The organism is Pantoea ananatis PA13 (assembly GCF_000233595.1).
In the GTDB taxonomy this organism is placed as follows: Bacteria; Pseudomonadota; Gammaproteobacteria; order Enterobacterales; family Enterobacteriaceae; genus Pantoea; species Pantoea ananatis.
Window position 1 is genome coordinate 1369446 of record NC_017554.1, and the last position, 13511, is coordinate 1382956.

Here is a 13511-nt window from a genome sequence, read left to right on the forward strand (position 1 = left end):
ATTGGTGGGTCGTGCAGGATTGCCTCGGCCCGGTGGGCCTCGCCCTTCGGGTGATGCTGACGCATCAGCCTGAACCGCTTTGCGATTCAGTCGAACCTGCGGCAGGTTCTCATCCCGCACGTTTTACGCACAGCAAAAAGGCGCCTTTAGGGCGCCTTTCAACATTGGTGGGTCGTGCAGGATTCGAACCTGCGACCAATTGATTAAAAGTCAACTGCTCTACCAACTGAGCTAACGACCCGAAGTGGTGGGTGATGACGGGTTCGAACCGCCGACCCCCTCCTTGTAAGGGAGATGCTCTACCAACTGAGCTAATCACCCACTTCGGTACTGCTTCACAAGAGTGTCATCTGACTAAGATATGGTGGGTGATGACGGGTTCGAACCGCCGACCCCCTCCTTGTAAGGGAGATGCTCTACCAACTGAGCTAATCACCCATATCTTATCTCTTGTCACTGCGGGCCACCTTAAACCTTCTTAAGAGTGGTGGGTGATGACGGGTTCGAACCGCCGACCCCCTCCTTGTAAGGGAGATGCTCTACCAACTGAGCTAATCACCCCCGCTGTGTGGAGTCGCATTATAGGGATAGTTGATTTTGAGTCAACGCTTTTTAAAACATAATTGTGCGTTCGGTTTAATTTTAAACATCCCGTAGGGATTTTATCCAATGTGCTGGTTTTCTTAGCAGAAATACAGGCTTTGCTGCCGCTCTGCTGTCTTGCATGCATTGAGGATTCATCATCAGATGCTAGAATATGCGCACTGTTTTCGCGTCTAACCCGTTTTTTGTCATCCAGACAACGAACCTGCGCATTTAAGGCAATACTGAATGAAAATCAAAACTCGCTTCGCGCCAAGCCCTACCGGCTTCTTACACGTAGGTGGCGCTCGTACCGCACTCTACTCATGGCTCTTTGCCCGTCATCATCAGGGCGAGTTTGTACTGCGCATTGAAGATACCGATCTTGAGCGTTCTACACCGGAAGCCATCGAAGCTATTATGGATGGGATGAACTGGCTGAGCCTGGACTGGGATGAAGGCCCTTATTACCAGACCAAACGCTTCGACCGCTACAACGCCGTCATTGATGAAATGCAGGAAGCGGGTACTGCCTATAAATGTTACTGCTCGAAAGAACGTCTTGAAGCGCTGCGTGAAACGCAGATGGCCAACGGCGAAAAACCCCGCTATGACGGCCGCTGCCGTGACAGCCATGAGCATCATGCCGCTGATGAGCCGCATGTAGTGCGCTTCCGTAATCCACAGGAAGGCTCTGTTATTTTTGACGATCAGATTCGCGGTCCGATTGAGTTCAGTAACCAGGAGCTGGACGATCTGATCATCCGCCGTACCGATGGCTCACCGACTTACAACTTCTGCGTCGTGGTCGATGACTGGGACATGGGCATCACCCACGTTGTGCGCGGTGAAGACCACATCAACAACACACCGCGTCAGATCAATATCCTGAAGGCGATAGGCGCACAGGTACCGGTTTATGCCCACGTTTCGATGATTCTGGGTGACGACGGTAAGAAACTGTCTAAACGTCATGGTGCAGTAGGCGTGATGCAATACCGTGATGACGGCTATCTGCCAGAGGCGTTGCTTAACTATCTGGTACGTCTGGGCTGGTCACATGGCGATCAGGAAATTTTCTCTGTCAAAGAGATGACGGCGCTGTTTAGCCTGGACGCGGTCAGTAAATCGGCCAGCGCCTTTAATACCGAAAAACTGCAGTGGCTAAATCACCACTATATTAATGCGCTGCCGCCCGAGTACGTGGCAACCCATCTGCAGTGGCATATTGAACAGCAGAACATTGATACCCGCACTGGCCCGGAACTGGCAAAGTTGGTGACCTTGCTGGGCGAGCGCTGCAAGACGCTGAAAGAGATGGCCGCATCGTGTCACTATTTCTATCAGGATTTTTCAGAATTCGATGCCGATGCCGCGAAAAAGCATTTACGTCCAGTCGCGCGTCAGCCGCTGGAAGTGGTTCGCGACAAGCTGGCCGCATTGACTGACTGGAATGCAGAAACGGTGCATCAGGCTATTCAGCAGAGCGCGGATGAGCTGGGTGTGGGCATGGGCAAAGTCGGCATGCCGCTGCGCGTCGCCGTCACCGGCGCCGGTCAGTCTCCCGGACTGGATGTGACGGTGGAAGCCATTGGCCGTAGCCGCAGCGTTGAGCGTATTGAAAAAGCACTGGCCTTTATTGCTGAGCGTGAAGCACAGAGCCAGTAACCGTTCTCTTACACGGCGGCTTGCGGCCGAGCGCTTTCTGGCATTAACCGATGAAGGCCAGGCCGCGGGACGTGATTGTCTGAGACGAAAAAAAACCGGAAGCATCGCGCTTCCGGTTTTTTTATTGTTCGTGAATGCCCAGTCGGTCAAGCACACCTTTTATCCCTTCCCGCAAAATCAACGCCGTGAGCTGATCTTGCTCGTTCTGACTCATTTGCTGGACAGAACTTATCAATAACGCAGGTAATGAATTCGGTGGGGGAGTATAATTTGCCGTGGGTTCATTAAGGTTGCGCGTCGACTGAATGAAACTTTTCACGCGTTCATCAATATGAATCAATCTGGCTTTTCCGCCCTGAACGCCGGGTTTTGGCGTGGTCGTCCAGTTCTCGCGTTTGATCCATTTGTTCACCGTCTGCCGACTGTAGCCCGTTTCGATTGCCAGTTCTTCCGGAGTTAGCCATTCCTTTTTCACGATGCTGTCCCTGTTCAATACATTAGCCATACATATTACAGCAAATCGTAACGCGTGAAAGTAACAGGAAACGAAATTGCCTTTTGTCTCTCAACAAAAGGCAGGGGATTGTTTATTGCGCAGTGCTTGGCTGCTCGGCTGCGGGGCGGAAAGCGAGGAAGTAAGCCAGACCAACGAAAACGGCGCCGCCGACGGCGTTACCTAAGAATACCGCCACGAAGTTAGGCAAATATTCAGCCCAGCTCATCTGTCCGGCAAAGATCGCAGCAGGAATAATGAACATATTCGCCACAACGTGCTGGAAACCAATGGCCACAAACGCCATGACCGGGAACCACATCGCGAAAATTTTGCCGACCACATCTTTACTGGCGAAGGCCAGCCACACGGCAAGACATACCAGCCAGTTACAACCGATGCCAGAAATGAACGCATGCAGGAAATCGGCATGGACTTTGGCATTCGCAATCGCCAGCGTCTTTTTAAGGTAATCACCCTCGGTCATGGCCAGCATGTGGCCAAAGAACCAGGCGATAGCGATGCTGCCAAGGAAGTTGGCAATCGTTACCCAGAACCAGTTGCGTAATACGCTGTAGCCACTAATACGGCGTGCAAACCAGGCAACAGGCAACGTCATCATATTACCGGTTAACAGTTCACCACCGGCCAGAATGGTCAGGATCAATCCCACCGGGAACACCGCAGCCCCTAAGAAGCCGCCAAATGAGCCCCAGTCAGCAGGGAGAGAGTTAATGACATGAACATCCAGCAAGAAACCTGTAGCAATAAAGGCACCTGCCATGAAGCCAAGAATGATTAAGGAGCTAATGGAAGCATGGCTTTTTGCCACGCCAGCCTGAATCGCCAGCTGGGCGATCTCTTTGGGTGTATGCAGCGACATATATTCTCTATTGATTTTAGTATTGGAGCGAAAACGCCTGGTTGAAGAACGGTGCGCTGGAGAAAACCATGCAGCCGTATTAGATAGCGGGCTAAGTTTTACACGACATTACCGGGAAGACAAGATAATTCCCATAACATATTTAACCGTGAATTAACTTAACTACCGATAAAAACTTACTCTTCAACCAGGCTCCTTTCACGATGTTAACAAGGGCAGGAGAGAAACAAACGCACGTCATCACGCTGAGTTTGCCGTCTTTTTCAGCGATCAAACACAGAATGTGATTTTGCCGTTGACACTCCATGGGGGGTTGCATATTATGCCGTCCGTCGCTTAACACGACGGTTTTTTCGGTTCGGGGCTATAGCTCAGCTGGGAGAGCGCTTGCATGGCATGCAAGAGGTCAGCGGTTCGATCCCGCTTAGCTCCACCAAACTTCTTCCCAAAAGTTTGGCACTGAAAAAATGATTTCCAGATGTGGGGGTATAGCTCAGCTGGGAGAGCGCTTGCATGGCATGCAAGAGGTCAGCGGTTCGATCCCGCTTATCTCCACCAAATCTCTGGCTTCTCAGCCTTTCTGATATTTCTCTTCGTCAATCCACACACAAGCGTATATAGCGTGCCTGTGCGATTTATCCTCTTTGACGTTATCTTTCTGCAACACAGCAGGCGTTTATCACCTGGCGTTGTGCCTGAATTCAGCCTAATTGTTGCGCCAGCCATCGACGGAAGTCATTAAGCTGTAGAATAAACGCCTCAGCCGTCGCCCGTGGTGCCTGACTTTCTGCGAAAAAGAAGGCCATTGCCGCTTCACGCGCCGGATAACGCGCAACGAACCGCTCAACGTGCTCCTCAAGGCTGCGCGGCCAGTCCGTGTCGCTATCTTTACGTAACATATTGGTGGCGCGAATCAGTTTTCTGGCAGCCGCGCGCTGAAGTGGTCGCTGCTGCCAGGGCTGGCTGGCGCGGGACAGGCGCGTTGCATACTCGCTCAGCACCTCTGTGACATCGCGGTTTATCGCCCAGGCCAGCGCGCGGGATGGCCTGTAAAGCGCAAAAAGCACAGAGAGATCCTGGCCATAGAGACAGCGGCAATGGTGCTTCAGCCAGAATCCCCAGGAAAGGCTGTTCTCCGGCGCGCGGGCCTCATTGAGCGTGCCGATATCAAAATCGACTTTACTCACTACGGGATGCTTCACGGCCAGCGCCTTTTTCAAATCGGCCAGGCTGTTTTGCTGCGCCTGATCAGGTGAATAGCTGAATATCAGGCACAGGTCCAAATCAGATTCTCCCTCAACGGCGTTTCCCGACGCTACGCTGCCGTAAAGATAAACGCTGTGCAGGCTATACCGATAGTCAGCGCTCAGGTGGGCCAGGGCATCGTCAATGACAGCCTGAAACGCGGGCTGAACGTCTGCAAAGGGCAGGGTAAGGATAAAACCCTGTGGATCCAGACTCATAATGGCTCCTGTATGGCAAACACAGTGGATAACTGAACGATGCGGAGGTGCGTGGTAAACCGCGAGATCTTCCGCTCAGCAGACAAGGGCAGTATTTATCAGGGCGAGAGATGGGGTCAACTTTCTTGCCCGGCACTCAGGTTCCGGCGGGCAAGGAGTTATGGATGGGAGGGAGACAAAAAAGGCGAGTCGTTTGACTCGCCTTGATGTGGGCAGAACGCGAACTCAGAATGCCAGTACCAGGCCTGCAATCGCCGCAGACAGCACGCTGACCAGCGTTGAGCCGTACAGCAGTTTCAGACCGAAGCGTGAAACCACGTTACCTTGCTCTTCGTTCAGTCCCTTGATGGCGCCAGCGACGATGCCGATAGACGAGAAGTTGGCGAATGAGACTAAGAATACTGACAGGATGCCTTCCGCGTTCGGTGACAGCTGACCGGCAATTTTCTGCAGATCCATCATGGCCACAAACTCGTTGGAAACCAGTTTGGTTGCCATGATGCTGCCGACCTGCAGGGCTTCGCCTGATGGCACGCCCATCACCCACGCAAAGGGGTAGAAGACATAACCCAGCACGCCCTGGAAGGTCACGCCGAAGATGAAGTCAAACAGCGCGTTCAGGCCCGAAATCAGCGCGATAAAACCGATCAGCATGGCTGCAACGATGATGGCGACGCGGAAACCGGCAAGAATGTACTCGCCCAGCATTTCAAAGAAGCTCTGACCCTGATGCAGATCCTGCAGTTGCAGATCTTCTTCGCTGTCAACGCGGTAAGGGTTGATGAGCGACAGCACGATAAAGGTACTGAACATATTCAGCACCAGCGCAGCGACAACATACTTAGGTTGCAGCATGGTCATGTAAGCGCCCACGATAGACATGGAAACCGTCGACATCGCAGTGGCCGCCATGGTGTACATACGGCGTTGAGACATTTTGCCCAGAATATCTTTGTACGCGATAAAGTTCTCAGACTGTCCCAAAATCAGAGAGCTTACGGCGTTGAAAGATTCCAGTTTGCCCATGCCGTTGATCTTAGACAGCACGGTACCAATTCCACGTATGACCCATGGCAGGATGCGGAAGTGCTGAAGAATACCAATCAGGGCTGAGATGAACACGATGGGGCACAATACGTTCAGGAAGAAGAACGCCAGGCCTTTATCATTCATGTTACCGAACACGAAGTTGGTACCCTGAGCGGCATATTTCAGAAGATGATCGAAGAAACCGGCAAATCCTTTGACGAATCCCAGACCGGCTTCCGAGTTCAGGAAGAACCATGCCAGAACGATCTCAATAACCAGAAGCTGTACGATGTAGCGAACCCGAATACTTTTTCTGTCGTGGCTGACCAGCAGGGCCAGCACGCCAACGACCACTAGTGCTAAAAGAAACTGCAAAATATGGGACATGATTGCTCCAAATTTGAGGAGGATTGTATTTTGCTGCGTATTCTATGTAACGGCTTACCGAAAAACGAGATCTCCACCACAATATAAGTATTCAATATCGCCAATTTTCTCAGAATACTCTCACCGATCACGCCCTGTAACCAAATTGTTCACATCATATTCACTTAAACCTATTGTCTGTAATTTAAACAACACGTAGAGTAGGGGAATTTCGCCTGACCTTGAGGCATTCTGCACCTCCAATTTATAGCAATGGCTATACTTTATAGCACTATCTATTACACTGATTACTAAAACCGCATTTCACTTGCACCTGTGTCGCTTTAAGCTGCACAGGTAAACCAACGACAGGGTAGCCAATATGTTTGAAAGCCGTGCCGCCGAGCGCGCCGCTCGCGGAGCAAGAAAAGTGAAACTCGCCCTGTTGGGGCCCGCGTTTATCGCCGCTATCGGCTATATCGATCCGGGCAACTTTGCGACCAATATCCAGGCGGGTGCTGCTTACGGTTACCAGCTCCTTTGGGTCGTGGTATGGGCCAATATCATGGCGATGCTTATCCAGTTGATGTCAGCCAAATTGGGCATTGCGACGGGCAAAAACCTCGCGGAACACATCCGCGATCGTTTTCCCCGTCCGGCGGTGTGGTTCTATTGGGTACAGGCGGAGATCATCGCGATGGCGACCGATCTCGCAGAATTTATCGGTGCCGCTCTGGGCTTTAAACTGCTGCTGGGTGTGTCCCTGATGCAGGGCGCTGTGCTTACCGGCGTGGCCACCGTGCTTATTTTGATGCTGCAAAACCGTGGGCAAAAGCCGCTGGAGCTGGTGATTGGTGGCCTGCTGCTGTTTGTGGCGGCAGCGTACATTGTGGAGCTGTTTTTCTCCCAGCCCAAGGTCAGTGAACTGGTGACAGGCATGGCGCTGCCGTCTCTGCCCAACGCGGATGCGGTCTTTCTTGCTGCGGGTGTGCTGGGCGCCACCATTATGCCGCACGTGATTTATCTGCATTCTGCATTGACCCAGGGAAAAAGCAGTGACAGTCAGGCCCGGCGCTATTCATCCACCAAGCTTGATGTCGCCATTGCCATGACCATTGCGGGATTTGTCAATCTGGCGATGATGGCCACGGCCGCTGCCGCCTTCCATTTTAGCGGCCACAGCGGGATTGCCGAGCTCGATCAGGCTTACACCACGTTGCAGCCGTTACTGGGCCACGCTGCCGCCACGGTGTTTGGCTTAAGCCTGGTCGCGGCGGGGCTGTCTTCTACCGTGGTGGGCACCCTGGCCGGACAGGTGGTCATGCAGGGATTTATAAAATTCTATATTCCGCTGTGGGTGCGACGCGCAGTAACCATGGTGCCTTCGTTTATTGTGATCTGGGCCGGCTGGGATCCTACGCGCGTGTTAGTCATGAGTCAGGTGTTGCTGAGCTTTGGTATCGCGCTGGCTCTCATTCCGCTGCTGGCCTTCACCGGCAACCGTGAGCTGATGGGCGAGGCATTGGTCAATTCACGACTGATGCAAAACACCGGCCGCGTCATCGTGGTGCTGGTGGTGAGTCTTAACGCCTATCTGCTGATCGGCCAGATGATGGGAATGTAATGCCGCTGCCTGGCAACCCGTCAGGCAGCCCATCTTTAGCTTTTAAAGCCTGTTGCCTTGAGCTTTATCCGCATCCGTTTATATTTTCTTCTGTCTTGTTGATTCAGGAGCGGAACGATGCGGACACCGGATTATCCTTCAGAAGACCAGCCAAAATGGGCTGCGGTCGACGACTACTTTTCTCAGCAACTTATTCCTGCCGATAGCCATTTTCAAGCCGCGCTTGTCGCCAACCGTCAGGCGGGGCTGCCTGCTCACGATGTTTCTGCCCTGCAAGGCAAGATGCTCGGGCTGTTTATCAAAATGATTAATGCCTCACGCGTGCTGGAAATTGGCACGCTGGGAGGTTACAGCACCCTCTGGATGGCTCAGGCGCTGGGTGCGGAAGGGAAAATTACCACTCTCGAAGCTGACAGCCATCATGCGCAGGTTGCCAGGCAGAACATCCACCGTGCAGGGCTGGCCGAACGTGTCGATCTGCGTCTCGGTGCAGCGCTGGACGTGCTGCCTCAACTGCAGGGGCCGTTCGACCTGATCTTTATCGATGCGGATAAGCGAAACAATCCGCACTACCTGCGTTGGGCAGTCACTCTGGCGCGCCCCGGCACGGTCATTATTGCCGACAACGTTGTACGAGGCGGGGCGGTAACAGAGGCGGCTTCCACAGACTGCAACGTGCAGGGCGTGCGTGAATTTTTCCAACTGCTTACCAGCGATCCCCGGCTGGACGCGACGGCGATTCAAACCGTAGGCGAAAAGGGCTGGGATGGCTTTGTCATGGCCAGAGTGAAGTAGAGCTGGCACTACACCTCAGGTGGCCTGCCAACCCGTTCGGGCCAACAGGCGCGCTTTAGCGATAGCGTTCAGGATAGCGATGGTGTTCGCGGCGTTCAGCGTGCCAGTGGCGATGCTCATGCTCCCAGCGACGTTGTCTGTCGCGTGCGTGCCAGCGGCGTTCGCGTTCCCACTGCTGATGACGTCGCCACGCTTCGTGTCGCCACCAGCGACGCTCTTTATAAGCATAGCGATCGTTAAACCAGCGCGGCTCACGCCAGTGGTGACCGTCCCAGTAATAACCTCGGCGGTCACGATCGCCCAGATGAAGCGTTACGCCGGGCGCGAGACGCACGGATGTATCTGAGGCCTGAGCGGTGTGCATTGCCAGCGGCATTAACATGGCTACAACGGCAGCCAGTAAGATTCCACGTATCATGATTTTCTCCTGACGGCAGCGTGTCTCCGCTGCTGATACGCTATTTTGTCGGTATCAGGCCGGAGAAACCTGTGGAAGCCGTCTGAAAAACCGTTAAAGCTCAAGGTTTGAGAGTTTTCTGGCGCAGCCGCCTGGCGAACCAGGCGGTGCGGTTACAGCAGCGCGGACTCAATTGCGGCCAGTTCGTCGTCCCTGAGGGGCGCCTGACTCAGCATCTGTAGGGCATCATCGATTTGCGCCGTTTTACTCGCGCCTATCAGTACCGAGGTAATGCGGGGATCGCGCAGTACCCACGTCAGCGCCATCTGTGCCAGCTTCTGGCCGCGCTGTTGCGCAATAGCATTAAGCCTGCGAACTTTTTCCATCTTTTCGTCGGTAAGCTGGCTTTCGTTCAGGAATTTGCTGCCGCTGGCAACGCGAGAATCCTGCGGGATGCCCTGCAAATAGCGATCGGTCAGCACGCCACCCGCCAGCGGCGAGAACGCAATACAGCCTGCTCCATGCGCATCCAGCGTCTGAAGTAATCCCTGTTCCGGTGTACGTTCAAAGAGCGAATAACGAGGCTGGTGGATCAGGCACGGCGTGCCCAGATCGCGCAGAATCGCCATCGCGTCGGCCGCCCGTTCCGCGGGATAGTTTGAAATCGCCGCATACAGCGCTTTACCCTGCCTGACCACATGATCCAGCGCCCGCATGGTTTCTTCTAGCGGCGTGTCCGGATCCGGACGGTGGTGATAGAAGATATCGACATATTCCAGCCCCATCCGACGCAGGCTCTGGTCCAGGCTCGCGACCAGATATTTTCGGGAGCCCCAGTCGCCATAAGGACCTTCCCACATGGTGTAACCGGCTTTGGTCGAAATAATCAGTTCATCGCGATGAGCCTGAAAATCTTCACGCATGATGCGGCCAAAATTGACTTCGGCGGAGCCGGGAGGCGGGCCGTAGTTATTCGCCAGGTCGAAATGCGCAATGCCGTGGTCAAACGCGTGGCGCAGCAGTTGGCGGCTCACGTCCAGTTGCGTGTTGTCGCCAAAGTTATGCCACAGGCCCAGTGAAATCGCGGGAAGTTTCAGGCCGCTGCGCCCACTGCGACGCCACTGCATATGCTGATATCGGTCCGGATGAGGGAAAGCTGTCATAGTAAGGTCCTGAGTAAAAAACAAATAAATGTGCCAAAACCGCCTCAGTGTATACGCTTACACTCAGTATTAATTCGTGTGAAGTCGCATATTCACGGAATAATGCACGGTCGTAACGCGGGCTTGCCATGCAATGCATCGGCTAAATTTGCTGCCATTCTCGCCAAATTTTCGCCATGTCAGATACTTATCAGAACAATCCCCTCAAAGGAATTCGCTATGTCCGATTTTACGGTTGGTGATTATCTGTTGGCTCGCTTACAGGAGTGCGGCGTCAGGCATTTGTTCGGCGTACCGGGTGACTACAATCTGCAGTTTCTGGACCGCGTTATTGCGCACCCGGATATTGGCTGGGTGGGATGCGCCAATGAGCTGAACGCCGCTTACGCCGCAGACGGCTACGCGCGTTGCACGGGCGCAGCCGCCTTGCTGACCACCTTTGGCGTGGGAGAACTCAGCGCCATTAATGGTCTGGCGGGCAGCTTTGCCGAATACCTGCCGGTCATCCACATCGTGGGCGCGCCATCAAGCCAGGCGATGCAGCAGGGGGATTGTGTGCATCATACGCTGGGAGACGGGGACTTCGGCCACTTCATCCGAATGGCGAAGGAGGTCAGCGCCGCAACGGCAGCGTTGACGGCTGACAATGCCACGGCTGAAATCGACAGGGTTATACTGACTGCGCTTCAGCAGCATCGTCCGGGCTATTTAATGCTGCCGGTTGACGTTGCACAGCGGCAAACCTCTGCGCCTGATCAGCCGCTAATGCCCATTACCGCGTCGTCTGATGAGGTGCGCATCTCATTTCAGCAGGCGGCAGAGCGGTTGCTGGCACCTGCGAAGCGGGTTTCGCTGCTCGCCGATTTTCTTGCCCAGCGCTGGCAACAGCAGCCGGCGCTGGCGGCCTTACGGGCAGGACGTGCGTTTCCCTGTGCCACGTTGTTAATGGGTAAAGGTGTACTGGATGAACAGCAGCCGGGCTTTGTCGGTACCTATGCCGGCGAAGGCAGTGAAGGTGACGTGCGGCAGCAAATTGAAGAGGTGGACGTGACGATTTGTGCTGGCGTGCGGTTTACCGACACCATTACGGCGGGTTTTACGCAGCAGTTCAGTCAGGCACGACTTATCGATATTCAGCCGCACAGCGCGAGCGTAGCGGGACAGACGTTTGCCCCGTTGTCGATGGCAGAGGCATTGCAGGCGCTGCTGCCCGTCTTCGAACGCCTGGGGGAAGGCTGGCAGGCCGCCTGTGCGCCACGGGCGGCAGAGCCGGTTCCCGACGCCGCTCTTATCAGCCAGTCTGCTTTTTGGCAGGCGATGCAGGGGTTTCTGCAGCCTGGCGATATTATTCTGGCGGACCAGGGAACGGCGGCATTTGGTGCCGCATCTCTGCGGTTGCCCGTTGGGGCACAGCTTTTAGTGCAGCCGCTCTGGGGCTCTATCGGTTATACGTTACCCGCCGCGTTTGGTGCGCAAACGGCCTGGCCCGGGCAGCGCGTTATCCTGATTATTGGCGACGGTTCGGCCCAGTTGACCATCCAGGAGTTAGGATCCATGCTGCGAGATCAACAGCATCCCCTCATTTTTCTGCTAAACAATGAAGGCTATACTGTGGAGCGGGCGATTCACGGCGCCGCGCAACGTTATAATGATATTGCCCAATGGAACTGGACAGCGCTGCCGCAGGCGATGAGCCTGGAATGCCAGGCGCAGAGTTGGCGCATCAGTGAAACCGTGCAGCTCCAGGCGCTGATGGCGCAGCTCACACAGCAGCGCAGGCTGTCGTTTATTGAAGTGGTGATGCAAAAAGATGACCTGCCGCCGTTATTGCGCAAAGTCTCAGCCTGCCTGAGCCAGCGCAACGGCGGTTGAGATTCGGAAAGTTGCCTCTGTGCAGGCCAGCCTAACGCGGTTAGGCTGTTGCACACACGAGTCAGACGCTCACCAATAACTTCGGTGAGCGTTGTTGTTTTATCGGCAGGATTTTATAGTGTCCTCCAACTCTTTAAGACCCCCAAGCGGAGCACCAGAAGAATGACAACTTATGCCTTGGTCGGCGATGTCGGCGGCACCAATGCCCGTCTCGCTTTGTGTGAGGTGGAAAACGGCAGCATCTCCCAGGCCAAAACATTCGCAACATCAGACTACGACAGCCTCGAAGCCGTCATCCGCCACTATCTTGATGAACAAAAGCAGGATATCAAAGACGGTTGTATCGCCATTGCCTGCCCGATTACCGATGACTGGGTTGAGATGACCAACCACGACTGGGCATTTTCGACCAAAAAGCTCAAAGAAAACATCGGTTTTGAACACCTGGAAATTATTAACGACTTCACAGCGGTTTCCATGGCCATCCCTATGCTGGGTGCGGAACATGTCATTCAGTTTGGTGGCAAGGAGCCTATCAAGGATAAGCCTGTGGCCATTTACGGCGCGGGTACCGGGCTGGGCGTGAGTCATCTGGTCCATGTTGATAAGCGTTGGGTCAGTCTGCCCGGCGAAGGCGGCCACGTTGACTTTGCGGCCAACAGCGAAGAAGAAGATCAAATCCTCGAAGTGTTGCGGGAAGAGCTAGGCCATGTGTCGGCCGAGCGCGTTCTGTCCGGCGCGGGGCTGGTCAATCTCTATCGGGCGATTGTGAAAGTCGATCATCGCGTACCCGAAAATCTCAAGCCCAAAGAAGTGAGTGAGCGTGCGCTTGCTGACAGCTGCACCGACTGCCGTCGTGCACTGTCGCTGTTCTGCGTGATTATGGGACGTTTCGGCGGTAATCTGGCCCTGAACCTTGGCACCTTCGGTGGAGTGTACATCGCGGGCGGTATCGTGCCGCGCTTCCTGGAGTTCTTCAAATCGTCGGGCTTCCGGGCGGCCTTCGAAGACAAAGGGCGCTTTCGCGATTATGTCGCCACGATTCCGGTCTATATGATCACCCACGATCAACCCGGATTATTAGGCGCTGGCGCGCACCTGCGCCAAACGCTGGGCCGCATTATCTAATGCCTGCCGTTGCCCTTCCCGGTGGGAAGGGCTGTGTCCATTCCGCCA

Annotated in this window: 11 protein-coding genes, 6 tRNA genes and 1 other RNA gene; 7 read left to right on the top strand and 11 right to left on the bottom strand. The window is 54.4% G+C overall.

What is annotated here, in order from left to right:
* Window positions 1-2: 2 nt before the first annotated feature.
* From PAGR_RS23010 to PAGR_RS06550, 5 genes are all read right to left on the bottom strand, one after another.
* A non-coding RNA gene (locus PAGR_RS23010) (RtT sRNA) lies at window positions 3-134 on the bottom strand.
* 31 nt (window positions 135-165) lie between these two features.
* A tRNA-Lys gene (locus PAGR_RS06535) sits at window positions 166-241 on the bottom strand.
* 4 nt (window positions 242-245) lie between these two features.
* Window positions 246-321: transfer RNA gene (locus tag PAGR_RS06540), tRNA-Val, on the bottom strand.
* A 41-nt stretch (window positions 322-362) separates the two neighbouring features.
* Window positions 363-438: transfer RNA gene (locus PAGR_RS06545), tRNA-Val, on the bottom strand.
* Between the two features lie 47 nt (window positions 439-485).
* Window positions 486-561, bottom strand: a tRNA-Val gene (locus PAGR_RS06550).
* 270 nt (window positions 562-831) lie between these two features.
* Between PAGR_RS06550 and gltX the strand changes: the two genes are divergently transcribed.
* Complete coding sequence (gene gltX / locus PAGR_RS06555; RefSeq protein ID WP_013026632.1) at window positions 832-2250, top strand: glutamate--tRNA ligase; 1419 nt, start codon at window positions 832-834, stop codon at window positions 2248-2250.
* Between the two features lie 121 nt (window positions 2251-2371).
* Here gltX and PAGR_RS06560 read toward each other — a convergent pair whose 3' ends face one another.
* Window positions 2372-2725, bottom strand: coding sequence for a YfeC-like transcriptional regulator (locus PAGR_RS06560; RefSeq protein WP_024471562.1), 354 nt, complete (start codon window positions 2723-2725; stop codon window positions 2372-2374).
* Between the two features lie 112 nt (window positions 2726-2837).
* Window positions 2838-3626, bottom strand: a complete 789-nt coding sequence (locus tag PAGR_RS06565) for a formate/nitrite transporter family protein (protein ID WP_013026630.1) — start codon at window positions 3624-3626, stop codon at window positions 2838-2840.
* 360 nt (window positions 3627-3986) lie between these two features.
* Between PAGR_RS06565 and PAGR_RS06570 the strand changes: the two genes are divergently transcribed.
* Together PAGR_RS06570 and PAGR_RS06575 are read left to right on the top strand one after the other, a co-directional pair.
* Window positions 3987-4062: transfer RNA gene (locus PAGR_RS06570), tRNA-Ala, on the top strand.
* A 46-nt stretch (window positions 4063-4108) separates the two neighbouring features.
* Window positions 4109-4184: transfer RNA gene (locus PAGR_RS06575), tRNA-Ala, on the top strand.
* Between the two features lie 143 nt (window positions 4185-4327).
* Here the strand turns inward: PAGR_RS06575 and PAGR_RS06580 are convergent.
* Together PAGR_RS06580 and PAGR_RS06585 are read right to left on the bottom strand one after the other, a co-directional pair.
* Entirely contained in the window at window positions 4328-5089 is a 762-nt protein-coding gene (locus PAGR_RS06580) for a nucleotidyltransferase domain-containing protein (RefSeq protein WP_014605314.1), read from the bottom strand.
* Between the two features lie 225 nt (window positions 5090-5314).
* Window positions 5315-6505 (bottom strand): NupC/NupG family nucleoside CNT transporter, encoded by a 1191-nt coding sequence (locus PAGR_RS06585; RefSeq protein ID WP_014594244.1) that lies wholly within the window; start codon window positions 6503-6505, stop codon window positions 5315-5317.
* 361 nt (window positions 6506-6866) lie between these two features.
* Between PAGR_RS06585 and PAGR_RS06590 the strand changes: the two genes are divergently transcribed.
* A complete protein-coding gene (locus PAGR_RS06590; RefSeq protein ID WP_013026627.1) occupies window positions 6867-8108 on the top strand; it encodes an Nramp family divalent metal transporter in 1242 nt (413 codons plus the stop codon).
* 117 nt (window positions 8109-8225) lie between these two features.
* Window positions 8226-8903 carry an O-methyltransferase gene (locus tag PAGR_RS06595; protein WP_014594243.1) on the top strand — a complete coding sequence of 226 codons (678 nt, stop codon included), beginning with the start codon at window positions 8226-8228 and terminating at the stop codon, window positions 8901-8903.
* Window positions 8904-8958: 55 nt separating this feature from the next.
* Here PAGR_RS06595 and PAGR_RS06600 read toward each other — a convergent pair whose 3' ends face one another.
* Entirely contained in the window at window positions 8959-9321 is a 363-nt protein-coding gene (locus tag PAGR_RS06600) for a DUF2502 domain-containing protein (protein WP_013026625.1), read from the bottom strand.
* A 152-nt stretch (window positions 9322-9473) separates the two neighbouring features.
* On the bottom strand, window positions 9474-10463 hold the full coding sequence (mgrA, locus tag PAGR_RS06605) for an L-glyceraldehyde 3-phosphate reductase (protein ID WP_014605315.1): 990 nt from the start codon (window positions 10461-10463) through the stop codon (window positions 9474-9476).
* A gap of 219 nt (window positions 10464-10682) precedes the next feature.
* On the opposite strand from mgrA, the gene PAGR_RS06610 reads away from it, so the two are divergent.
* Both PAGR_RS06610 and glk read left to right on the top strand, forming a co-directional pair.
* On the top strand, window positions 10683-12335 hold the full coding sequence (locus tag PAGR_RS06610) for a thiamine pyrophosphate-binding protein (RefSeq protein ID WP_014605316.1): 1653 nt from the start codon (window positions 10683-10685) through the stop codon (window positions 12333-12335).
* A 162-nt stretch (window positions 12336-12497) separates the two neighbouring features.
* Window positions 12498-13463, top strand: a complete 966-nt coding sequence (gene glk, locus PAGR_RS06615) for a glucokinase (protein WP_014594240.1) — start codon at window positions 12498-12500, stop codon at window positions 13461-13463.
* The last annotated feature ends 48 nt before the right edge of the window (window positions 13464-13511 follow it).

Bases quoted from the DNA above. Each gene is read 5' to 3' on its own strand.
- gltX (WP_013026632.1), top strand. From the start codon at position 832: ATGAAAATCAAAACTCGCTTCGCGCCAAGCCCTACCGGCTTCTTACAC.
- PAGR_RS06565 (WP_013026630.1), bottom strand. From the start codon at position 3,626: ATGTCGCTGCATACACCCAAAGAGATCGCCCAGCTGGCGATTCAGGCT.
- PAGR_RS06580 (WP_014605314.1), bottom strand. From the start codon at position 5,089: ATGAGTCTGGATCCACAGGGTTTTATCCTTACCCTGCCCTTTGCAGAC.
- PAGR_RS06585 (WP_014594244.1), bottom strand. From the start codon at position 6,505: ATGTCCCATATTTTGCAGTTTCTTTTAGCACTAGTGGTCGTTGGCGTG.
- PAGR_RS06590 (WP_013026627.1), top strand. From the start codon at position 6,867: ATGTTTGAAAGCCGTGCCGCCGAGCGCGCCGCTCGCGGAGCAAGAAAA.
- PAGR_RS06595 (WP_014594243.1), top strand. From the start codon at position 8,226: ATGCGGACACCGGATTATCCTTCAGAAGACCAGCCAAAATGGGCTGCG.
- PAGR_RS06600 (WP_013026625.1), bottom strand. From the start codon at position 9,321: ATGATACGTGGAATCTTACTGGCTGCCGTTGTAGCCATGTTAATGCCG.
- mgrA (WP_014605315.1), bottom strand. From the start codon at position 10,463: ATGACAGCTTTCCCTCATCCGGACCGATATCAGCATATGCAGTGGCGT.
- PAGR_RS06610 (WP_014605316.1), top strand. From the start codon at position 10,683: ATGTCCGATTTTACGGTTGGTGATTATCTGTTGGCTCGCTTACAGGAG.
- glk (WP_014594240.1), top strand. From the start codon at position 12,498: ATGACAACTTATGCCTTGGTCGGCGATGTCGGCGGCACCAATGCCCGT.